Source organism: Streptococcus sp. (assembly GCF_041802885.1).
GTDB lineage: Bacteria > Bacillota > Bacilli > Lactobacillales > Streptococcaceae > Streptococcus.
Genome location: NZ_JBHCHN010000051.1, coordinates 1 through 21256 on the forward strand (window position 1 = coordinate 1; position 21256 = coordinate 21256).

Here is a 21256-nt window from a genome sequence, read left to right on the forward strand (position 1 = left end):
AAACATCATCGACACACCAGGACACGTGGACTTCACTATCGAAGTACAACGTTCTCTTCGTGTATTGGACGGTGCGGTAACCGTATTGGACTCACAGTCAGGTGTTGAACCTCAAACAGAAACCGTTTGGCGTCAAGCAACTGAATACGGTGTACCACGTATCGTATTCGCTAACAAGATGGATAAAATCGGTGCAGATTTCTTGTATTCTGTAAGCACCCTTCATGACCGTCTGCAAGCCAATGCACACCCAATCCAATTGCCAATCGGTTCAGAAGATGACTTCCGCGGCATCATTGACTTGATCAAGATGAAAGCTGAAATCTACACCAACGACCTTGGTACAGACATTCTTGAAGAAGACATCCCAGCTGAATACCTTGAGCAAGCTGAAGAATACCGTGAAAAATTGGTTGAAGCAGTTGCTGAAACTGATGAAGAATTGATGATGAAATACCTTGAAGGTGAAGAAATCACAAATGAAGAATTGAAAGCGGGTATCCGTCGTGCAACAATCAATGTTGAATTCTTCCCAGTATTGTGTGGTTCTGCCTTCAAGAACAAGGGTGTTCAGTTGATGTTGGATGCGGTTATTGATTACCTTCCAAGCCCACTTGACATCCCTGCTATCAAGGGTATCAACCCAGATACAGATGCTGAAGAAGAGCGTCATGCTTCTGATGAAGAGCCATTTGCAGCTCTTGCTTTCAAGATCATGACTGACCCATTCGTAGGTCGTTTGACCTTCTTCCGTGTATACTCTGGTGTCCTTCACAGCGGTTCATACGTTTTGAACACTTCAAAAGGCAAACGTGAGCGTATCGGACGTATCCTACAAATGCATGCCAACAGCCGTCAAGAAATCGAGCAAGTTTATGCCGGTGATATCGCTGCTGCGGTTGGTTTGAAAGATACTACAACTGGTGACTCATTGACAGATGAAAAAGCGAAAATCATCCTTGAGTCTATCCACGTTCCAGAACCAGTTATCCAATTGATGGTTGAGCCTAAGTCTAAGGCTGACCAAGATAAGATGGGTATTGCCCTTTCTAAATTCGCTGAAGAAGATCCAACCTTCCGTGTTGAAACCAACCCTGAAACTGGTGAAACAGTTATCGCGGGTATGGGTGAGCTTCACTTGGATGTCCTTGTTGACCGTATGAAACGTGAATTCAAGGTTGAAGCAAACGTAGGTGCTCCACAGGTATCTTACCGTGAAACCTTCCGTGCTTCTACACAAGCTCGTGGATTCTTCAAACGTCAGTCTGGTGGTAAAGGTCAGTTCGGTGATGTTTGGATTGAATTTACACCAAACGAAGAAGGAAAAGGCTTCGAGTTTGAAAATGCGATTGTCGGTGGTGTGGTTCCACGTGAATTTGTCCCAGCGGTAGAAAAAGGACTTGTTGAGTCTATGGCAAACGGTGTCCTTGCTGGTTACCCAATCGTAGACGTGAAAGCAAAACTTTATGATGGTTCATACCACGATGTCGACTCATCTGAAACAGCCTTCAAGGTGGCAGCATCTCTTGCCCTTAAAGAAGCTGCGAAGACAGCTCAGCCAGCTATCCTTGAGCCAATGATGTTGGTAACCATCACTGCACCAGAAGAAAACCTTGGTGACGTTATGGGTCACGTGACAGCTCGTCGCGGACGCGTAGATGGTATGGAAGCACACGGTAACACTCAAATCGTTCGTGCCTATGTACCGCTTGCTGAAATGTTCGGTTATGCAACAACCCTTCGTTCAGCAACACAAGGTCGCGGTACCTTCATGATGGTATTTGACCATTACGAAGATGTACCAAAATCTGTTCAAGATGAAATCATCAAGAAAAACGGTGGTAATGCGTAATAGCTAACCCAGGCAGCTTCGGCTGCCTTTTTCTTTTTCGCTGATGATTATTCAAGAGGACCAGGTTGTGGTTCTCGTTTTTCATACTCAAAAAATAGAAAATCAATAGATAGGCAACAGAGGAAAAATAGATGGCTTTGTTAGAATGAAGGTAGATAAAAACATAGAAAGGACGACAACCATGAAAAATATCACAAAGATTTCCATCGCCTCCATTGTCTGTGCAACTTTTCTAGCGGCCTGTGGGACAGGTCAGGCGGGCACCTCGAATACAGGGGCAGCAGCCACTCCGCAGACAGATTTTCATTCCTATATCAATGCCGATTGGCTGAGGGAAACAAAATTGGGGGAAGGCCAGTCGCAAATCGATAATCTGGGTCAGTTAACTGAGAAAACACAAGAAGCCATCCAAGAGATGATTGATCAGTTGGACATAGATTATTCTAAGTTGAAAGAGGGCAGTGATGAGAAAAAACTGATTGACTTTTACCGCTTGGCATCAGATTTTGAAAGCCGTAATCGCTTGGGATTAGAACCCGTCAAGCCTTACCTAGATGAGATTCAAAAGGCCACTAGTATGGCAGAATTGAATAATGTTTTGATTTCCCTCTATGGTAAAAACATCCGCAACTTACTCAACTTGTCTGTCACTCAAGATATCATGGACAGCAACAAAAATTCCCTCTACTTAGATCCCCACAAACTAAGTTTTCCGAAGGAAAATTATGAGGGAACAGATGATTTTTCCCTAAAAAATCAAAAAGCCTTTAAGGCTTATCTGGAGAAAGTCTTTACCATGGCAGGAGCTTCATCTAAGGAAGCGGCGACCAAGGCAGAAAAAGTCTTTGAACTGGAAAAAGAGTTAGCTTCAGCCCAACTGCCACAGGAGAAGGCCAAAGATATTAAGGCAGCCTACAATCCAAAGAGCTGGGATGAAGTCAAGGACCTGGCACCAAATCTTCCTGTCACAGAGTTGGCTGCCAACTTGGGCGTCCAAGATGCTCCCTTCGTGGTGGTGACTGATCCAGAAGGTTTGAAAAAGGTCAGCGAAGTTTATCAGGAGAACAACCTGGAAGCCCTCAAGGCCCTCCTGCAATATCGGGTGATTGCCCACTATAGTGACTACCTGTCAGAAGACCTGATTGAAGCCAAGGCCAAGTATGAGGGAGTAGCCAATGGGGCGGTAGATGTTCCTACGACAGATGTGCTGGCTCAGTCGGCAGTTGAGGAAAATTTCTCTGATATGGTTGGCAAAGTCTATGTTAAAAACCATTTTTCAGAAAAGTCCAAAGCTGATATCCAAGCCATGGTGCAGGAAATCAAGCAGACCTATGCAGAGCGTATCAAGGCTGTCCAATGGATGTCTGAAGAAACCAAGATGCAGGCCTTGAAAAAACTCGATACCATGGTGGTGAAAATCGGCTATCCAGACAAGTGGAGAGATTATTCAAACTATACCATTCAGTCCAAAGAAGAAGGCGGTAGCATTGTTTCTGCGGTTGAAATGATCAAGGCTCAAGAACTGCAGGAAGAAATGGCTCAACTGAAGCAACCATTTGATAAGAGCCAATTCGGCATGCCTGCCCACATGGTCAATGCCTATTATAGCCCAGGAAGCAATGAGATTGTTTTCCCAGCAGGTATCTTGCAGGCTCCGTTTTACGATCCAAAGGCCTCTCCTGAAGAAAATTTGGGTGGCATCGGAGCGGTCATTGGCCACGAAATCTCTCATGCCTTTGATAAATCAGGTTCTCAATTTGATGAAAAAGGCAATTTGGTCAACTGGTGGAAGCCAGAAGACCTTGAAAAATTCAATAAGAAGGTTCAACAGGCAGCAGATATTTACTCCAAGCTGGAAGTGGCTCCTGGCTACTATGTCAACGGGGAAATTTCCACCGGTGAAGTGATGGCAGACCTGGGAGGTTTGACAGTGGCTGTTGATATTGCTCAGAAAAAAGGCTATGATACCAAAAAGGTCTTTGAATCTTATGGAAAGGTTTGGCGGGAAGTGACCACCGAAGAATTTGCCATTGCCAACATCAGTGATGAGCATCCGCCTGCTAAATACCGGGTTAACAATATCGTCAACCAAATCGACCAGTTCTACAAGGACTTTGATGTCAAAGAGGGCGATCCTATGTATGTGAAGCCAGAAGATCGTCTGAGAGTTTGGTAAATACCTGACGATAGCACCTTCCCCATAAAAAAGACGTCCATGTTCAGTTATGAATCATGGACGTCTTTCTGCTTTTAGAAAAAGTTTAAATCATTGGAAAGATATGAAGGTTATGGAGTTGCCGATAATAGGGGAAACTATAGTCTCTTTGATCTTTGATCTGTTTTAAATCTTCCTTGGTTTTACTCATATAATCTGTAATAATAGCATCAACTTCTAAATACTCGGAAGTGACAATCCCATCGGTATCGTTGACTGTCCAGGCATAAAGGGCGTAATCTTTTTCTACAATATGATTATACAAATCTTCAGTTAAATCTAAAAGCGGGACACTATAGCCCGTCAAACCAGAGATTTCAACATTTGTAATGCTGTTTGTAATCAAGAAGGTGTCAAATTTTGGGGAGTGGTTGGTGATTTTTTGCATCACATGAATATCGCCTGACTGAACTTGATGTTGTTTCTTTTCTAGACGTGACTGGTATTTCTTTAAAAAATTGTCAATCATTTTAGGGCTATCTTTGGGAGAAACTTTAATATCAATCAGTAGTTTTTGATGGAGTTTATCTGCTTCATCCAGCATTTGGTCGAAAGATGGAATTTTTCCTGAATATTTGCTGCTAGGTTCGGTCACAGTAATTGCTGTTAACTCTGCTAAAGTCAGATCATGTGGTTCCTTAGGGATTCCCGCCTTGTGACTGAGGTTGGCATCGTGAAAGACAATAAATTCCGAATCGGCTGTCTCGTAGATATCAATTTCGATATAATCTGGTTTTTCTCGATTTGTCAATCGAAGAGCTTCGAGGGTATTTTCCGCAGCATTTTGGTTGTCTATTCCACGATGAGAAATGATTTTTGGACCTGCGTTGACCTCTTTTTCAGTCTCCGTGTAAAAGTAAACAAAAACAGGGACAACCAACAGAGTGGTGATGAGTAGTGGTCTCCAATGCCACCAGCGAAATTTTTCATTGAAAGTTAGTTTCCACCAGACCCATATTGAAATCAACATAGAGAGGACTAATCCACTGTATAGGAGGCCAGATAGGATAAGGTAGAAGGACCGGGAATAACGAATGAAATAATAATTTAAATCAGGGAAATAAAAGTAGGTGGCTAAACTACTGCCGTACCATATTCCCACGGTCAAAAAGGGGGTAAGAATTCCCAGTAGAATTTTTTTCCATAAGGGACGTTTTGTTCTATCCCTTTTCCGCTGTGCCCTAGTGCTATACTTCATATTCTTCTGTCTCTTTCTCATAGTATGCTTGCCTCTATTATAACAAAATAGAGCGGATGGGGGTTCATTTTTCAGTCGTTTTCTTCTCATGATCAAATCGAATTATTGCACTGGAAAAACTAGTAAGCAGTTGCAATTTTTTAAAAATCGGTATATAATAGAAACGTTGAAAAGTAAACTGTATATTTACATGTTACGATTTTCACAATTAACGAAAAGGCTTGTCCTTTTAAACTAAATAACTCGATTTTCATAAGGAGGAAATCATTCATGGTAGTTAAAGTTGGTATTAACGGTTTCGGTCGTATCGGTCGTCTTGCTTTCCGTCGTATCCAAAATGTTGAAGGTGTTGAAGTTGCTCGCATCAACGACCTTACTGATCCAGCAATGCTTGCGCACTTGTTGAAATACGACACAACTCAAGGTCGTTTCGACGGTACTGTTGAAGTAAAAGACGGCGGTTTTGAAGTAAATGGCAAATTCGTTAAAGTTTCTGCTGAGCGTGAGCCAGGCAAAATTGACTGGGCTACTGACGGTGTAGATATCGTTCTTGAAGCAACTGGTTTCTTCGCATCAAAAGCTGGTGCTGAACAACACATCCATGCAAATGGTGCTAAAAAAGTTGTGATCACTGCTCCTGGTGGTAACGATGTTAAGACTGTTGTTTTCAACACTAACCACGATGTTCTTGATGGTACTGAAACAGTTATCTCTGGTGCTTCATGTACTACAAACTGTTTGGCTCCAATGGCGAAAGCTCTTCAAGACAACTTCGGTGTTGTTGAAGGTTTGATGACCACAATCCACGCTTACACTGGTGACCAAATGATCCTTGACGGTCCACACCGTGGTGGTGACCTTCGTCGTGCTCGTGCAGGTGCTGCAAACATCGTTCCTAACTCAACTGGTGCTGCGAAAGCTATCGGCCTTGTAATTCCTGAGTTGAACGGTAAATTGGACGGTGCTGCACAACGCGTACCTACCCCAACAGGTTCTGTAACTGAATTGGTAGCTGTTCTTGAGAAAAATGTAACTGTTGATGAAATCAACGCTGCAATGAAAGCTGCTGCTAACGAGTCTTACGGTTACACTGAAGACCAAATCGTTTCTTCAGATATCGTAGGTATCTCTTACGGTTCATTGTTCGACGCAACTCAAACGAAAGTTCTTGACGTTGATGGCAAACAATTGGTGAAAGTTGTTTCATGGTATGACAACGAAATGTCTTACACTTCACAACTTGTTCGTACTCTTGAGTACTTCGCGAAAATCGCTAAATAAGACTGAAAAAGGAGAACCTCGGTTCTTCTTTTTTTCTTCAAAAGAAAGGAAAATAGGATGGAACAATATCAGTTAAGTAACGGTGTGAACATTCCCAAAATCGGCTTTGGAACCTGGCAAATCCCTGAGGGGGAAGAGGTTTACAAAAGTGTGACCCATGCCCTCAAGGTTGGTTACCGTCATGTGGATACGGCTCAGATTTATCGAAATGAAGTTGGTGTCGGTCAGGCGATAGCAGATAGCGATTTGGCGCGTGAGGATATCTTTCTGACTACAAAAATCTGGAATGACAAATACGACTACGACTTGGCCAAGGCTTCGATTGAGGAGTCTTTGGAAAAATTGGGTGTTGATTATGTGGACCTTCTGCTCATTCACTGGCCAAATCCCAAGGCTCAGCGAGAACAGGATGCCTGGAAGGCAGGCAATGCCGCCACTTGGAAAGCTATGGAAGAAGCTTACCGAGCAGGTAAGGTACGGGCCATTGGGGTCTCAAACTTCATGATTCATCACCTGGAAGCCTTATTGGAAACTGCTGACATCAAGCCCCATGTCAATCAGGTTCTCTTGGCTCCAGGCTGTACCCAAGAAAATTTAGTTGCCTTCTGTCGCCAATATGATATCCTTTTGGAAGCATATAGTCCCTTGGGAACAGGCAGTATTTTTAGCAATCCTGTGGCCCAAGAACTGGCCGCAAAATATGGCAAATCGGTTGCTCAAGTAGCCCTTCGCTGGTCTTTACAAAAAGGTTTCTTACCCCTACCAAAATCGGTGACGCCTGAAAATATCGAAGCCAATCTGCAAATCTTTGACTTTGAATTATCAGCGGATGATGTCGATAAGTTGGACAAGTTGGAAGGTATCAAGAGCCAAAAAAATCCCGATGAGGTTGATTATTAAGGGAGATAAGAAGGAGAGACCTTGTCTCGAGGCAAGATTGTTACCTTTTTCACAAGTAATAATATTTTGATAGGAATTTGTCAAATAATATGCTATAATGAGTAGGATAAAAAAATTTAAGGAGTCTATATCTCATGGCAAAATTGACTGTTAAAGATGTTGATTTGAAAGGCAAGAAAGTTTTGGTTCGTGTGGACTTTAACGTGCCTTTGAAAGATGGCGTTATCACAAACGACAACCGTATCACCGCAGCTCTTCCAACTATTAAGTATATTCTTGAGCAAGGTGGCCGTGCTATTCTCTTCTCTCACCTAGGCCGTGTCAAAGAAGAAGCAGACAAGGCTGGCAAATCTCTTGCACCGGTAGCGGCTGACTTGGCGGCTAAATTGGGTCAAGAAGTTGCTTTCCCTGGCGTTACTCGTGGTGCTGAATTGGAAGCTGCCATTGATGCGCTTGAAGACGGTCAAGTTCTTCTTGTTGAAAACACTCGTTTCGAAGATGTGGATGGCAAGAAAGAATCTAAAAACGATCCAGAACTTGGTAAATACTGGGCTTCACTTGGTGATGGTATCTTCGTAAACGATGCCTTTGGTACAGCTCACCGTGCCCACGCGTCAAACGTAGGTATTTCTGCAAACGTGGAAAAAGCAGTAGCTGGTTTCCTTTTGGAAAATGAAATTGCCTACATCCAAGAAGCTGTTGACAACCCAGTTCGTCCATTTATCGCCATCCTTGGTGGTTCAAAAGTATCAGATAAGATCGGTGTTATCGAAAAACTTCTTGAAAAAGCCGACAAGGTTCTGATCGGTGGTGGTATGACTTATACCTTCTACAAGGCACAAGGTATCGAAATCGGAAACTCCTTGGTGGAAGAAGACAAACTGGACATCGCTAAAGAATTGCTTGAAAAATCAAATGGCAAATTGATCTTGCCAGTTGACTCAAAAGAAGCCAATGCCTTTGCAGGCTACGATGTGGTTCGTGATACAGAAGGCGAAGCCGTTTCTGAAGGCTTCCTTGGTCTGGACATCGGTCCAAAATCTATCGCTAAATTTGACGAAGAATTAACTGGTGCGAAAACAGTTGTTTGGAATGGCCCAATGGGTGTCTTTGAAAACCCAGACTTCCAAGCGGGTACTATCGGTGTGATGGACGCTATCGTGAAACAACCAGGCGTGAAATCTATCATCGGTGGTGGTGACTCAGCAGCAGCAGCCATCAACCTCGGCCGTGCAGACAAATTCTCATGGATCTCAACGGGCGGCGGAGCATCTATGGAATTGCTCGAAGGTAAAGTTCTCCCTGGTCTTGCAGCGCTGACTGAAAAATAGGCGGTAAGTCAGCTCAAAATATCTGGGAGATATTTTGAGGTTGGAAATGAAGCGAACTCTGTTCGCATCAGTCGTAGAGGTCAGATTTGGAGTGTAGAACACGAACAGCTGAGATTTGCTTCGCAAATTTTATCTCCAACCTTTAACAGTCCCCCAGACTGTTAAAGCCAATCAACCACTGCGTCAAAGTGTTATCACTAACTCTAATAAACGAGGCTGAACTTAATGTCCAGCCTCTTTTCTAGTGCATAGGCTAGACTTTTTAGGAAATGTAGTGAGTTTAGTAAATCAGTCTAGGTAAAGAAAAGGACGGTTTGCCGTCCTTTTTTGCTACTTTGAGGGACTGCGGTTTCCATCACCTTTCTGAGAATAAGATGGTTTGGTTGAGGAATGGGAAAGATTTTTAAAAAAAGATGGGGTTTCAGCGCGAGAAATTCTAAAACATGTTACAATAAAACTATGTTTAAGAAATATCAATTTGATTCGACAAAATTTAAATTTGGAATGAGAACGGTGAAGTCCGGTTTGGCTGTTTTCTTGGTGATTTTGATTTTTCATTTATTAAAATGGGATGGAACTCAGATTGCGGCTCTCTCAGCAGTCTTTAGTCTGCGTGAGGATTTTGGAAAAAGTGTACACTTTGGTTCCTCTCGTGTTCTCAGTAACTCCATCGGGGGATTCTATGCTCTCTTGTTCTTCATTGTGAGTGATTTTTTTTCGCACAGTTTCTGGGTCACTCTGCTATTTATACCCCTGTGTACCATGCTGACCATCATGACCAATGTGGCCTTTAACAATACGGCCGGAGTCATCAGCGGTGTGGCTACTATGTTGATTATTGCCTTGTCTGTACCCGCTGGTGATTCGATTCTCTATGCTTTGGGTCGGGTTTTTGAAACCTTTGTTGGGGTCTTTATTGCCATTTTAGTCAATTATGACCTAGAAATAGTGAAAAATTTTCTGAAAAAGAAATAAATAACGAACGATGTTAGAAAATCTAACATCTCCACTTGACGAACAAAATGAATTATCCTATAATGGAGAACAGAAAGGAGCTTTTCGTGAGAGAAAAGGAATTACGGAGATCACTAGCAGTCTTTCCGATTGGCAGTGTGATGAAATTGACCGATTTGACAGCGCGCCAAATTCGTTACTATGAGGAACAGGGGTTGATTTACCCTGACCGAAACGAAGGCAACCGCCGCATGTATTCTTTAAATGATATGGACCGGTTATTGGAAATCAAGGACTATATCGCTGATGGCTACAATATTGCAGCCATCAAGAAAGAATATGAGGCTAAGGAATTGGCGAGACGTCAAACTTTGTCAGACAGCCAAGTAAGGCAAATTCTTCACGATGAGCTTTCTAAGGTGGGTGGTTTCAATCCAACTACCAGTGGTTTTAGTTCATTCCGCATGTAAAGAAGCATGTATTTGTAGAAAAAGGAGTAAGTTATGTCTATCACAGCAGCGGATATTCGTCGAGAGATTAAGGAAAAGAATGTCACGTTTTTACGTCTCATGTTTACTGATATTATGGGAATCATGAAAAATGTAGAAATCCCAGCTACCGAGGAGCAAGTAGAAAAGGTTTTGTCTAACAAGGCTATGTTTGACGGATCTTCTATCGAGGGATTTGTGCGTATCAACGAATCAGATATGTATCTCTATCCAGATTTGAATACTTGGACGATTTTTCCTTGGGGAGATGAGAATGGGGCTGTAGCGGGTTTGATTTGTGATGTCTATACGACAGAAGGGAAACCTTTTGCTGGGGATCCTCGTTCCAATCTGAAAAAAGCCTTGAAGCATATGAATAACTTTGGTTTTTCTTCCTTCAACTTGGGCCCTGAACCAGAATTTTTCCTCTTCAAGATGGATGAGCATGGCAATCCAACTTTGGAAGTCAATGATAAGGGTGGTTATTTTGACCTGGCACCGACAGACTTGGCAGACAATACTCGCCGTGAGATTGTAAATGTCTTGACTCAAATGGGATTTGAAGTAGAAGCCAGCCACCATGAGTGTGCAGTCGGTCAGCACGAGATTGACTTTAAGTATGATGATGTTTTGAGCGCCTGCGATAAGATTCAGCTCTTCAAATTGGTGGTTAAAACCATTGCCCGTAAGCATGGAATGTATGCAACCTTTATGGCCAAGCCTAAGTACGGTATTGCTGGTTCAGGTATGCACTGCAATATGTCTCTCTTCGATCAAAATGGTCAAAATGCCTTTTATGACCCGAAAGATCCTCGAGGGATGGAATTGTCAGAAACAGCTTACCAGTTCTTAGGTGGTCTCATGAAACATGCCTATAGCTATACAGCCATCATGAATCCAACCGTCAACTCCTATAAGCGTTTGGTGCCTGGTTTTGAAGCTCCAGTCTATATTGCCTGGGCTGGCCGTAATCGCTCGCCATTGATTCGGGTTCCTGCTTCCCGTGGCATGAGTACTCGTTTGGAATTGCGCTCGGTTGACCCGATGGCCAATCCTTATTTAGCTCTAGCTGTTCTGTTGGAAGCAGGTCTGGATGGAATTGAAAACAAGATTGACGCACCAGCACCAGTAGAAACCAACATCTATGCCATGTCAGCAGCAGAACGGGCGGAAGCGGGCATCATCGATCTTCCATCCACCCTTCACAATGCCCTAAAGGCATTGCAAAAGGATGAGGTTGTTCGCAAGGCCCTCGGAGACCACATCTATACCAACTTCTTGGAAGCTAAGCGAATCGAGTGGGCCAGCTATGCAACCTTCGTTTCCCAATGGGAAATCGACAATTATTTGGATTTATATTAAAAAAATGGTCCGGGGGACCATTTTTTCACGAGCAATAAAACAGAAAAGGCGAGTTATGGTCTGGGGATACAAACAGTTTGGGGAGTTCAAAAGGTCCGGGGGACCTTTTGAGGCGGGAGATAAAAGCGGACGCTAGTCAGCTCACATTATTAAGAGTCAGGGAAGTGACTCTTTCAGTTGGTCGCCGTGAAACTAGAAAGCGACCATCATGTACTCGAGCCTTGAAATTTGAAAGCGAAGACAGTTTGCCTTCAGGAAGGAGACATTGCATGCAAGATTGGATTCAGGAGATTTTTGTGGAACAGTACAGGGAGGTTTTCGGGGATCAGGGAGCTGGTCCTCTTGAGCCAGAAACCTTTTACTTGGTTGAAGAGGTGGATGGTCAACGGGTGGCTGTCTTGCAGGCTCAACAGACTTTGGAAACTGCCCATATCAAGGCCCTGGTTGTCCAAAAAGAATACCGTGGCAGGGGTTTGGGTATGGCCCTTTTGAAACAATTGGAGGTGGAAGCTAGGTCTCGGGACATCAAGAGCGTCACCCTGTCGACCAAATCCTATCAGGCCAAGGATTTTTATCTCAAGGCGGGCTATCAAATCTATGCGACCCTGGAAGATGTCCCCCAAGCAGGCATTACCAAGTACCATTTTATAAAGTGGCTATCAGAATGACAGCTGCTTTTTTGATTTGAAAGGGGAAAGTGGCAGACATTCATACTCAAGTTGATCAGTAGTGGGATCGCAATGATATCACTTGGAAATGGATCATGGCTTATTGGACAAAAACACTCCTGAATCAGAAGTTTGATTTCAACAGGAGTGTTTTGTGTGTTATTACGTATTGTAGCGTCTCGAAAAATTAATTTCCTACACTGGTGAATTTGGTCATGCCATAGCGGAAAAGTTTGTAATGGATGGCAAAGACTATTGCGACAACCAGCGGTAAGGCCAGTCCCCACATGGACAAATCCAAGAAATAGAGGGCCGGAAAGTAGGCTGTAAAGGCATAGGGGAAGATGAAAACCAGCAGGAATTGGATGATTCGCGGATAAATGTTGATTGGGTATTGGGCCATCTGGTTGAGGGAGAAAATGCCTACCGTGAGCGGGAAGGATTCGACAATCCAAAAAGCCAGAGCGGTAGGTCCCAACTGAATGGCCGCATAGAGCAGGCCGATACAAATCGTGATAAAGACCAGCAGGAGAAGTTTCCAAAGATTCCATTCCAAACCCAGTTCATTAGAAGCCTGAATGAGGGCGATGGAACCGATGAGGGTGGTCCCGATTCCCTGGGGCTGGATTCGTTCACAAATGAGCTGAAAGAGGGGATTGACTGGCATGAGGAGGAGCCGTTCAAACTCCCCCCTTCGGATGTAGCGGCTGCCGAACATCCAGAGATTGTCAAAGAAAATCAGGTGAATGGACCGTCCGACCGTTGCAATGCCATAGATAAAGAGCATCTGCCCGTAGTTAAAGCCGGCAATTTCCTTGATATTTCCAAAGAGAATGTTGAGGAAAATCAGATAAACAATTTGCTCCATCAAGGAGGAGAAGAGGCCGATAAAGAAGTCGACCCGGAAAGACATTTGGGCCATCATGAAGACCTTGATATTATAGAGATAGAGGCTGATGTATTTTTTCATTTTAACCTCCAAAAATGGTAATGCGGCGCTTGGCTTGGGACCAAAGAATGGCAATAAAGCAGCCGAGAATGGGTATCCAGAGGACTTGTAAGGCCAAAGCTGTTAGGTCACTTTCCCGACCGAGGAGAATCGAAACGGGGACGTTGACGGCATAGTTATAGGGCAAAAATCTCAAAATCTTTTCCACAGCGTCTGGATAGAAACTGAGGGGCAAGAGAGCGCCGGAAGCTAGATTGAAGAGGCCTGTTCTCAAGAGCATGACGCCCCAGGCATTGACCGTGAAAAAGGCCAAAAAGCCAAAGGCCATATCCAAGAGCTGGACGATAAACATCCCTAGGATGGAACTGAGCAGGAAAATGAGAATGGTTCCCCCGTCTGGTAAATAGAAATCTTGATGGACTAGCAAGATGCCTATAAAAACCAGGAAAAATTTGAACAATTCCAGGAGCTTATGGCCTAAATCCTTGAAAAAGAGGGCGACGATAAAGGAATAGGGCCTGAGAAATTCGCCAGCGATACTACCTTGAATGATACTGTAAGACAAATCTTCTCCCAGTGAGAAGGAATTTAGACTGGCCAGGAGATTGGCGAAGATAATATAGGTGGTAAAGGTCTGCAGGCTAAAGCCATTTACTTCTGGCTGCGTGAAGAAGATGGTTTTCCAAACGAAGAGGGCCACCAAGATTTTGACAGCCAGTGAGAGGAAGCTTGCCACGAAGAAAGCCTTATACTGCAAGGCTGTCATCATGGTTAGGCGGGTCAGATAGAGATACTTACGCATGGATGCCCTCCTCATAAATCTGGCGGACCATGCTTTCGATTTCCAATTCCTTCATGGTGACATCTTCCACTGAAAAATGATTGAAGACTTGCTCAATAACCTGGGCGCTGGTCCAAAGCTGACTTTGGTAGTGGATTTCAAAATGAAAGTCATCCTTGCGCTCAAATTCCCAACCCTCCAGCTGCAAGTCTTTCTCGATGGCTTTTTCGGTAGAAAAGAGGATGGTTTTAATGGTGGAAAATCGTTCCTTGAGCCTGGTCAAAGAGCCATCATAGACCTTTTTCCCCTTATCAATGATAAAAATCCGTTCACAGAGACTCTCGATGTCCTTCATGTCATGAGAGGTAATCAAAAAGGTGGTTTGGTATGTCTCGTTCATGTAGCGGATAAAGGAGCGGATGGTTTCCTTGACACTGGCATCTAGGCCGATGGTCGGCTCATCCAAAAAGACAACGGCAGGCTGGTGGATAAAAATGGCGGCAAATTCACAGCGAACCCGCTGGCCCAGGGACAGATTGCGGATGGGCTGTTTCATGATGTCTGCCAAATCCAGCAAATCGATCAAGACAGCCAATCTCTCTTTAAAAATGGCATCTGGAACATCGTAAATTTTGGCATGAAGAATAAAGGATTCCTGCACAGGCAGATTCCAATCCAGATGAGATTTTTGCCCAAAAAGCACCCCGATTTGCTTGTTCACCGCCTTGCGGTGCTCTTGAGGGTTGAGCCCGTTGATGCGGACCTGACCCTGGTCAGGATAGAGGACCCCTGTCAGCATTTTGATGGTGGTGGACTTGCCAGACCCGTTGGATCCGATATAGCCGATCATTTCTCCCTTTTCGACTTGCAGGGAAATGTCCTGGACAGCTGGAATCGATTTTTTCTTGGGCTTGAAAAAGGCTGTAATAGAACCTTTGAGCCCGACTTCCTTTTCGATGATGGAGTAAGTTTTGGAAAGATGCTCTGCTTGAATCATGTCATAATCTCCCTTAAGAAAACGTTTGCGTTACGCAAGGCTATTATAACATATTCCCCAAAAGCTGGCGATGGAAAAGAATATTTATGGTAACATTTTTATCAGAAAATCGGTCATATATTGAGGAGATTCTTCTTTCCCTCTGTTAATCCATGCTTGTATAATTCCAAAAAAGGCATGTGAAAAATAGATACTCCGATATTCTTTCTCAAGTGGGGGTAGGTCTTCCTTTCCTAAACGTTCTGCCAAATCGTTTTCAACAAGCAATCGGACTTTGTTGATAAGAAAACTTTGGATTTCCTGTGTACCATTATGGGTAAGTAGAGCTGAGAGCAGCTTTTCACGATAGAGTAATTCAAAGATTTCTAAGAAAGATGACTGGCGATTGCCGTCATAGCGATTAAATATCACCTCTAATTTGTGAAAGAGACCTTGTTGATAAGAATCGATCAATTCATATTTATCCTTATAGTGAGTATAAAAACTGGAACGACTAATGCCAGCTGTCTGAGCTAGATGCGTGGTTGTAATTTCGTTAAAACCTTGAGATTCTAAGCAGGTTACCATTGCATCCAAAATAGCCTGCCGAGTCCGTTCTTTTCGATTATCTGTTCCCATTGTTTCTCCTTTTGAACATTTTTAGACACATTGTCTAAAAACTGATCTTCTTACTTGATTTTGAAATGGATACTTGTATAATGTATTTTATCAGTTTTTGGACAGTATGTCTAAAGGAGAAACCTATGATAGAAAAAGTGAAAGAAATTTTCAAAAAACCAATGACCCTGCTCACCATTCTAGGTGTCGCCTGTGTACCAGCTCTCTACAATATTAGTTTTCTAACTTCTATGTGGGATCCTTACGGGCGCTTAGATCAGTTGCCTGTGGCAGTTGTCAACCAAGACAAGCCAGCTACCTTTCAGGATAAGACCCTGACCATTGGTGATGACATGGTGGACAGTATGAAAGAGAATAAAAGTTTGGATTTCCACTTTGTTTCAGAGGCCGATGCGGAAAAAGGCTTGGCCAAAGGAGACTACTACATGGTGATTACCCTGCCAGAAGATTTATCAGAGAAAGCTTCCAGTCTCTTAACCGACCAACCTGAATCGCTAGCGATTTCTTATCAAACCTCTAAAGGACATAGTTTTGTTGCTTCCAAAATGAGTGAATCAGCCATGGAAAAGCTAAAGACATCTGTATCTGAAACGATTACGGAAACCTATACGAGTGCAGTTTTTGATAGCATGGGAGAGTTGCAGACAGGGATGGTTGAAGCGGCAGACGGCAGCCAACAATTGACAGATGGAGCTAGTCAATTGGAAGCAGGAAGTCAGACGCTTTCAAGCGGGCTATCTACCTTAACTTCTTCCGGTCAAACTCTCGTTACAGGGGCAAATCAATTGGTTACAGGTCTTGTTGGCTACACTGACGGAGTGAATCAAGCCGCATCAGGAAGTCAAACCCTTTCAAGTGGCTTGACGACTTATACAAACGGAGTCGCTAGTCTTGCTTCAGGTGCGGAGCAATTAAATGCCAATTCTTCTCAACTCATTGCTGGGGTGGGGCAACTTCAATCAGGAGCAAGCCAAGTCGAACAGCTTGTTACAGGTGCTAATCAATTACAGGCCGGTTTGGAGCAGCTTGCAAGCTCAACTAGTCTGTCTGCGGAGCAGTCTAGTCAGATACAGGAACTCTTGGCCGGGCTCCCTCAATTACAGGCAGCTATCAATCAATTAAATGATAGCGTCTCAAGTCTCGGAGGTGTTGCCGTAGATACAAGCAGTTTATCGAATTTATTGACAGAGATGGGGGTTCAGGCTCACGGGATACTTACGGCAGCACAGGCAGATAAGACAGCCAGTATTGAAGCCTTGCAAGCAACTGCTACCTATCAAAACTTGACGGCGGATCAGCAAGCTGAATTAGTAAGTGCCCTCCAAAATTCACCATCCACAACAGCAATAGCAGCCCAAGCGATTTTAGATCAATTGTCACAACTTAGTCAAGCATTGGCTAGTTTACAAAGTCTTTCTGGTCTTGGAGCACAATTAGGCCAGTTACAGTCAGCCGTGGGGCAAATCAATGCGGCTGCCAATCAAGCTCTACCAGGAGCAACAACTGCCATAGAGAATTTATCTACTGGCTTGAGTCAAGTCAATACAGCCTTGACCCAACAAGTTCTACCAGGGACTCAAGCCTTGACGAGTGGTGTGAGTCAACTTCAAACACAACTGTCAAGTGGAGCAAGTCAACTCATGACAGGGGTCACCGCCTATACAACAGGTGTTACCCAATTAGCAGCAGGTGGGGCCAAGTTGGTTGCAAATAATAGTAGTATTCAATCTGGGGGAAGCCAATTAACAGCCGGTTTGTCAGCCTTGGCAGCCAACTCTAGTCAACTTGTCAGTGGCTCAGGACAGCTGGCTTCAGGTAGCCAGCAATTGATTTCAGGAGCAGATCAGCTTTATAACGGAAGTCAAACATTAACAAGTGGTATTTCAAGCCTTCGTACTGGCAGTGAAACCCTAACAAATTCGCTTAGTGATGCTAGTCAACAATTATCAATTGTCTCTGTAGATGAGAAAAACGCTCAAGCAGTTTCACAGCCAGTAGCCTTAGAGCACAGAGATGAAGACAGCGTGAAGACCAACGGTGTGGGTATGGCTCCTTACATGGTATCAGTTGCGCTGATGGTTGCGGCTTTATCAGCAAACGTTATTTTTGTCAAACACCTTGATAATCGTTCCTATAAAACTCGTTGGGATTGGGCTAAAGGAAAACTGTTGCTCAATGGTACGATAGCCAGTCTAGCAGCCCTTATTCTTTATGGTGTTCTTCTCTTGATTGGAGTAGACCCAGCTTATCCTCTAGCTACCTTAGGATTGATTTTTCTAGCTTCGTGGACCTTTATGGCCCTTGTTACAGCCTTGATCGGTTGGAACAATCGCTTCGGTTCCTTTGCAAGTTTAATTATCTTACTTCTCCAACTCGGTTCAAGTGCTGGTACTTATCCGATTGAACTCAGCCCTCGTTTCTTCCAAGTCATTCAACCCTATTTGCCAATGACCTATTCCGTTTCAGGACTCCGTCAAACCATTTCTATGGTTGGAAATAGCAGTTACCAAGTATGGATGCTTAGTCTCTTCTTACTTGGATTTATGGGACTTGGGCTTATCATTTATCAACCAACCAAAGAGTAGTTTCTTTGGACAATAGCAGAGCAGGTTTCCTGTTTTGCTATTTTTTAAGCAAACCGATTGACATATCGAGAAAAACGATATAATAAACTCATAGAAACTATTGAAATCTTCAAAGCCTTAGCTAATGAACATCGTTTGCAAATCTTAAACTGGTTAAAACATCCCAAGGATTACTTCGTTAACGAACTGCATGTAGAAATTGACGAAGAAGCGGTCGGAGTTTGTGTGGTGATGGGGAAGATGTGGTCGCAACGAGAGCCATTGATTTTTTTCTTAGACGATCCTATCCGTGAGCTGGACTAGACGCTAGGGTTGAAAGAAGCTTTCAGTCGAGCAGATTCTCTCGGCTTACCAAAAATGCCCGGTGGAGAGAGCATTTATCAGCTCCACACAGGGCAATTTGATATGTTTAGAAAGTTAAACTTACACCCTAACCTCCTTTGTCAGTTCCCATGCAATACTAGCAGCCACGTTCCGCATCTGATAGGGACTTTCTTGGAATCCTTGATAGGCCTAAGCTTGTAGGAGATGAAATATGACTTCGATGGCGAATTGCTGCTGATAGATATGATGGAAGTGGCGGAATTCGATCAAGGAGGACTGGTCGATATGAGCAGTCCAGGATTGCTGCAGCCAATGAAAAATCTGGTTTTCATTGAGAATAGCAAGGAGAGCCTTTTTGCCAAAAGTCAAAAAAAGCCTCGGTCATATAGATAAGGAAGGATCAGCTATTGGCTTTTGCTTCCTCTTAGTAATCTTATTTAATGGTTTTTGTGCGATAAACCGATAATTCAAGGCACTGTAAACTAGCTTCATTATACATACTACATCTGAAATGCCGCTATCCAAAAACATATTCCGGCTATAAGTGAAAGTGGGGTCATAACAAATCTTTCTTTCCTGCTTTTTGAAATCATGTTCATAATAGTATTCAAAGATAGGTAAGCAGCAAAGAAGAAACAAATATATTTAGTAACCTTAAAAGAGAACCATAAGGGAATAAAACCTCCGGCTTGTAAAATAATGATCATTGCAAAAATTTGGATAGCCACCGAAATGACAGCTGCAACTCTAAGGTTCTTTGGTAAGACTTTATGTTGTCCACCCATTGTAAATTCACCCAAAGGCAAACCGCAAGCAACAAGAACTGTCATAGTTGCTATAACTCCAAATATTACTGCACCTAATATTGAAAACATAAATCAATATTCTCCCTTCGCAAAATATAAAAAATTCCAGTTACAGATTCTAATTTGTTAATTTCTCATCCTTTTTATTATATCATTTTTCCCACATTTTGTTATTGCTATTGTAGCTGGAATTCAGTTGAGCATTGCAGACCATCAGCTAGGAGTGGCAGAGAGCCAATTGGAAAACCTACCCGGAGAACAGCCTTCTATGATGTTAAATAAGAGGGTGGTTGTGTGCTCAACTGCTGATGTGTGCTCCCTTTTGAGCAGTTGATGACCTGGCTTAATTATTGTTGAAGCCAAATCCTTGCCAAGTGGATTTCTTCATGTTATACTTGTTCTTGTAATTGATACAAGTTCAGAAAGGAGCAGCTATGGATACCAAATTTTCAGTAGCCCTGCATATTCTCACCATGATTAGCGAGAGCAGTGATGTCATGACATCGCAGGCCCTGGCGGAGAGTGTTGGCACCAATGCTAGCTATATCCGAAAGGTGATTGCACTTCTGAAAAACGCAGGCCTTATCCAGTCCCAGCAGGGCAAGGCAGGTTATGAGCTGAGCAAGGAACCTAAGGACATCTCTCTATTGGACATCTACTTTGCGACTCAGGAAGTCAGCCATATCCAACTCTTTCAGCAGCACCAGCATGCCAATCCGACCTGCCCAGTCGGCAAGCATATCGCAGGGGCTGTGAGCCCGATTTTTTCCAGCGTTGAAAAGCAACTGGAAGAAGACTTGGCCCAGCAAAGCTTGGACAAGGTGATTGAGAACCTTTACGCAGAAGCCAAACAAAACCGCATCTGACTGACTCAGTCAGATTTTCTTAGAATACAGTTAGACCTGTATCAGATACAAGTTGTTAAATAAAAGGAGAAACCATGAAAGCAGCACAACACACATCTTATAACAAAAACAATATCGCCCTCAGCCTGACTGAGATTGCCAAACCGCACATCAAACCAGACCAAGTCCTGGTCAAAGTGACCGCAGCAGGTGTCAATCCCCTGGACAATATGATTTCTCGCGGAGATGTCAAGATGATTGTTCCCTACAAACTGCCACAAACGGCTGGCAATGAGGTCGTTGGCTTGGTCGAAGAGGTCGGCTCAGGCGTGACCAGCTTTGCGGTCGGTGATCGTGTCTTTGGCCGTCTTCCCCTTGACAACATTGGTGCCTTTGCCGAGTATGTGGCGGTGGAGGCAGCTGCCCTTGCCAAAGTCCCAGACTACCTGACCGATGTGGAGGCGGCGGCTGTTCCCCTGACGGCCCTGACTATTATGCAGGCACTTGACCTCATGAGTGCTGAGGCTGGCAAGACCATTTTCATCTCAGGCGGGACAGGCGGTGTCGGCGGTATGGCCATTCCGATTGCCAAGGCCAAGGGCCTGACCGTTATTACCAACGGTGATGGGGCAAATGCGGAGCGGGTTTTGGCACTGGGTGCAGACCAGTTTATCGACTACAAGACAGAGGACTACACCCAAATCCTCTCCCAAATCGACTATGTCTTGGACACGCTTGGCGGTGCAGAAACCGAAAAACAAATGTCGATCATGAAAAAAGGTGGTCACCTTGTTTCCCTCCGTGCCATGCCAAACGGTGAATTTGCCAAACGCATGAACCTACCAAAATGGAAACAATTCCTCTTCAGTCAGGTTGGTTGCAAGTTTGACAAGATGGCAAAAAACTACGGTGTACATTACCATTTCATCTTTGTTGAAAGCAATGGCCAGCAGCTGCAGGAAGTGGCAGATATTTTCAGCCAACTCGAAATCAAGCCGTCCATCGACACCGTTTACCCATTTGAAGAAGTCAACGCAGCCCTGGATAAGGTGGCCAACGGTCGCTCACGCGGAAAAACTGTCCTCAGTTTTGAAAAATAGGA

20 protein-coding genes are annotated in these 21256 nt (G+C 43.8%); 13 read left to right on the top strand and 7 right to left on the bottom strand.

The window, feature by feature from the left end; translation table 11 throughout:
- Both fusA and ACEYCN_RS06640 read left to right on the top strand, forming a co-directional pair.
- The coding region (fusA, locus tag ACEYCN_RS06635) for an elongation factor G (protein ID WP_373713504.1) at nt 1-1852 on the top strand (1852 nt) is incomplete at its 5' end.
- A gap of 181 nt (nt 1853-2033) precedes the next feature.
- On the top strand, nt 2034-4028 hold the full coding sequence (locus ACEYCN_RS06640; protein ID WP_373713505.1) for a M13 family metallopeptidase: 1995 nt from the start codon (nt 2034-2036) through the stop codon (nt 4026-4028).
- Between the two features lie 85 nt (nt 4029-4113).
- Here ACEYCN_RS06640 and ACEYCN_RS06645 read toward each other — a convergent pair whose 3' ends face one another.
- Complete coding sequence (locus ACEYCN_RS06645) at nt 4114-5037, bottom strand: glycerophosphodiester phosphodiesterase family protein (RefSeq protein WP_373713506.1); 924 nt, start codon at nt 5035-5037, stop codon at nt 4114-4116.
- Between the two features lie 498 nt (nt 5038-5535).
- Here ACEYCN_RS06645 and gap point away from each other — a divergent pair, with 498 nt between their 5' ends.
- From gap to ACEYCN_RS06680, 7 genes are all read left to right on the top strand, one after another.
- A complete protein-coding gene (gene gap, locus ACEYCN_RS06650) occupies nt 5536-6546 on the top strand; it encodes a type I glyceraldehyde-3-phosphate dehydrogenase (RefSeq protein WP_373713507.1) in 1011 nt (336 codons plus the stop codon).
- Nucleotides 6547-6603: 57 nt separating this feature from the next.
- Nucleotides 6604-7446 carry an aldo/keto reductase gene (locus ACEYCN_RS06655; RefSeq protein WP_373713508.1) on the top strand — a complete coding sequence of 281 codons (843 nt, stop codon included), beginning with the start codon at nt 6604-6606 and terminating at the stop codon, nt 7444-7446.
- A 134-nt stretch (nt 7447-7580) separates the two neighbouring features.
- The gene (pgk, locus tag ACEYCN_RS06660) at nt 7581-8777 is read left to right on the top strand and encodes a phosphoglycerate kinase (protein ID WP_373713509.1); all 1197 of its coding nucleotides are present in this window, start codon (nt 7581-7583) and stop codon (nt 8775-8777) included.
- Between the two features lie 459 nt (nt 8778-9236).
- Nucleotides 9237-9752, top strand: a complete 516-nt coding sequence (locus ACEYCN_RS06665) for an aromatic acid exporter family protein (protein WP_373713510.1) — start codon at nt 9237-9239, stop codon at nt 9750-9752.
- Between the two features lie 86 nt (nt 9753-9838).
- Nucleotides 9839-10201, top strand: coding sequence for a MerR family transcriptional regulator (locus ACEYCN_RS06670; protein WP_373713511.1), 363 nt, complete (start codon nt 9839-9841; stop codon nt 10199-10201).
- A 33-nt stretch (nt 10202-10234) separates the two neighbouring features.
- Nucleotides 10235-11581, top strand: coding sequence for a type I glutamate--ammonia ligase (gene glnA, locus ACEYCN_RS06675; RefSeq protein ID WP_373713512.1), 1347 nt, complete (start codon nt 10235-10237; stop codon nt 11579-11581).
- A gap of 269 nt (nt 11582-11850) precedes the next feature.
- On the top strand, nt 11851-12249 hold the full coding sequence (locus ACEYCN_RS06680) for a GNAT family N-acetyltransferase (protein ID WP_373713513.1): 399 nt from the start codon (nt 11851-11853) through the stop codon (nt 12247-12249).
- A 187-nt stretch (nt 12250-12436) separates the two neighbouring features.
- On the opposite strand, the gene ACEYCN_RS06685 is transcribed toward ACEYCN_RS06680, so the two are convergent.
- The 4 genes from ACEYCN_RS06685 to ACEYCN_RS06700 form a co-directional block, all read right to left on the bottom strand.
- Entirely contained in the window at nt 12437-13219 is a 783-nt protein-coding gene (locus ACEYCN_RS06685; RefSeq protein WP_373713514.1) for an ABC transporter permease, read from the bottom strand.
- Between the two features lies 1 nt (nt 13220).
- Nucleotides 13221-14000 carry an ABC transporter permease gene (locus ACEYCN_RS06690; protein ID WP_373713515.1) on the bottom strand — a complete coding sequence of 260 codons (780 nt, stop codon included), beginning with the start codon at nt 13998-14000 and terminating at the stop codon, nt 13221-13223.
- Nucleotides 13993-14976: an ATP-binding cassette domain-containing protein gene (locus ACEYCN_RS06695; protein ID WP_373713516.1), complete on the bottom strand. Its 984-nt coding sequence runs from the start codon at nt 14974-14976 to the stop codon at nt 13993-13995. The genes ACEYCN_RS06690 and ACEYCN_RS06695 overlap by 8 nt, the downstream gene beginning before the upstream one ends.
- 84 nt (nt 14977-15060) lie before the next feature.
- Nucleotides 15061-15594 (bottom strand): TetR/AcrR family transcriptional regulator, encoded by a 534-nt coding sequence (locus ACEYCN_RS06700; protein ID WP_373713517.1) that lies wholly within the window; start codon nt 15592-15594, stop codon nt 15061-15063.
- A gap of 125 nt (nt 15595-15719) precedes the next feature.
- Between ACEYCN_RS06700 and ACEYCN_RS06705 the strand changes: the two genes are divergently transcribed.
- Both ACEYCN_RS06705 and ACEYCN_RS06710 read left to right on the top strand, forming a co-directional pair.
- Nucleotides 15720-18179, top strand: a complete 2460-nt coding sequence (locus ACEYCN_RS06705; RefSeq protein WP_373713518.1) for a YhgE/Pip family protein — start codon at nt 15720-15722, stop codon at nt 18177-18179.
- A gap of 57 nt (nt 18180-18236) precedes the next feature.
- Nucleotides 18237-18482: a hypothetical protein gene (locus ACEYCN_RS06710; protein WP_373713519.1), complete on the top strand. Its 246-nt coding sequence runs from the start codon at nt 18237-18239 to the stop codon at nt 18480-18482.
- A gap of 210 nt (nt 18483-18692) precedes the next feature.
- Here the strand turns inward: ACEYCN_RS06710 and ACEYCN_RS06715 are convergent, their stop codons facing one another.
- Together ACEYCN_RS06715 and ACEYCN_RS06720 are read right to left on the bottom strand one after the other, a co-directional pair.
- The gene (locus tag ACEYCN_RS06715) at nt 18693-18872 is read right to left on the bottom strand and encodes a hypothetical protein (RefSeq protein ID WP_373713520.1); all 180 of its coding nucleotides are present in this window, start codon (nt 18870-18872) and stop codon (nt 18693-18695) included.
- Nucleotides 18873-19003: 131 nt separating this feature from the next.
- A complete protein-coding gene (locus ACEYCN_RS06720) occupies nt 19004-19378 on the bottom strand; it encodes a hypothetical protein (RefSeq protein ID WP_373713521.1) in 375 nt (124 codons plus the stop codon).
- A gap of 365 nt (nt 19379-19743) precedes the next feature.
- Here ACEYCN_RS06720 and ACEYCN_RS06725 point away from each other — a divergent pair, with 365 nt between their 5' ends.
- Both ACEYCN_RS06725 and ACEYCN_RS06730 read left to right on the top strand, forming a co-directional pair.
- Complete coding sequence (locus ACEYCN_RS06725; protein WP_373713522.1) at nt 19744-20175, top strand: Rrf2 family transcriptional regulator; 432 nt, start codon at nt 19744-19746, stop codon at nt 20173-20175.
- Between the two features lie 74 nt (nt 20176-20249).
- Nucleotides 20250-21254, top strand: a complete 1005-nt coding sequence (locus tag ACEYCN_RS06730) for an NADP-dependent oxidoreductase (RefSeq protein ID WP_373713523.1) — start codon at nt 20250-20252, stop codon at nt 21252-21254.
- Nucleotides 21255-21256: the final 2 nt, after the last annotated feature.

What these genes read in the sequence shown, in the direction of transcription:
- ACEYCN_RS06705 (WP_373713518.1), top strand. Translation starts at nt 15,720, where the DNA reads ATGATAGAAAAAGTGAAAGAAATTTTCAAAAAACCAATGACCCTGCTC.
- glnA (WP_373713512.1), top strand. Translation starts at nt 10,235, where the DNA reads ATGTCTATCACAGCAGCGGATATTCGTCGAGAGATTAAGGAAAAGAAT.
- ACEYCN_RS06640 (WP_373713505.1), top strand. Translation starts at nt 2,034, where the DNA reads ATGAAAAATATCACAAAGATTTCCATCGCCTCCATTGTCTGTGCAACT.
- ACEYCN_RS06680 (WP_373713513.1), top strand. Translation starts at nt 11,851, where the DNA reads ATGCAAGATTGGATTCAGGAGATTTTTGTGGAACAGTACAGGGAGGTT.
- ACEYCN_RS06730 (WP_373713523.1), top strand. Translation starts at nt 20,250, where the DNA reads ATGAAAGCAGCACAACACACATCTTATAACAAAAACAATATCGCCCTC.
- ACEYCN_RS06720 (WP_373713521.1), bottom strand. Translation starts at nt 19,378, where the DNA reads ATGTTTTCAATATTAGGTGCAGTAATATTTGGAGTTATAGCAACTATG.
- ACEYCN_RS06695 (WP_373713516.1), bottom strand. Translation starts at nt 14,976, where the DNA reads ATGATTCAAGCAGAGCATCTTTCCAAAACTTACTCCATCATCGAAAAG.
- ACEYCN_RS06645 (WP_373713506.1), bottom strand. Translation starts at nt 5,037, where the DNA reads ATGTTGATTTCAATATGGGTCTGGTGGAAACTAACTTTCAATGAAAAA.
- ACEYCN_RS06685 (WP_373713514.1), bottom strand. Translation starts at nt 13,219, where the DNA reads ATGAAAAAATACATCAGCCTCTATCTCTATAATATCAAGGTCTTCATG.
- pgk (WP_373713509.1), top strand. Translation starts at nt 7,581, where the DNA reads ATGGCAAAATTGACTGTTAAAGATGTTGATTTGAAAGGCAAGAAAGTT.
- ACEYCN_RS06665 (WP_373713510.1), top strand. Translation starts at nt 9,237, where the DNA reads ATGTTTAAGAAATATCAATTTGATTCGACAAAATTTAAATTTGGAATG.
- ACEYCN_RS06725 (WP_373713522.1), top strand. Translation starts at nt 19,744, where the DNA reads ATGGATACCAAATTTTCAGTAGCCCTGCATATTCTCACCATGATTAGC.
- ACEYCN_RS06655 (WP_373713508.1), top strand. Translation starts at nt 6,604, where the DNA reads ATGGAACAATATCAGTTAAGTAACGGTGTGAACATTCCCAAAATCGGC.
- ACEYCN_RS06690 (WP_373713515.1), bottom strand. Translation starts at nt 14,000, where the DNA reads ATGCGTAAGTATCTCTATCTGACCCGCCTAACCATGATGACAGCCTTG.
- ACEYCN_RS06700 (WP_373713517.1), bottom strand. Translation starts at nt 15,594, where the DNA reads ATGGGAACAGATAATCGAAAAGAACGGACTCGGCAGGCTATTTTGGAT.
- gap (WP_373713507.1), top strand. Translation starts at nt 5,536, where the DNA reads ATGGTAGTTAAAGTTGGTATTAACGGTTTCGGTCGTATCGGTCGTCTT.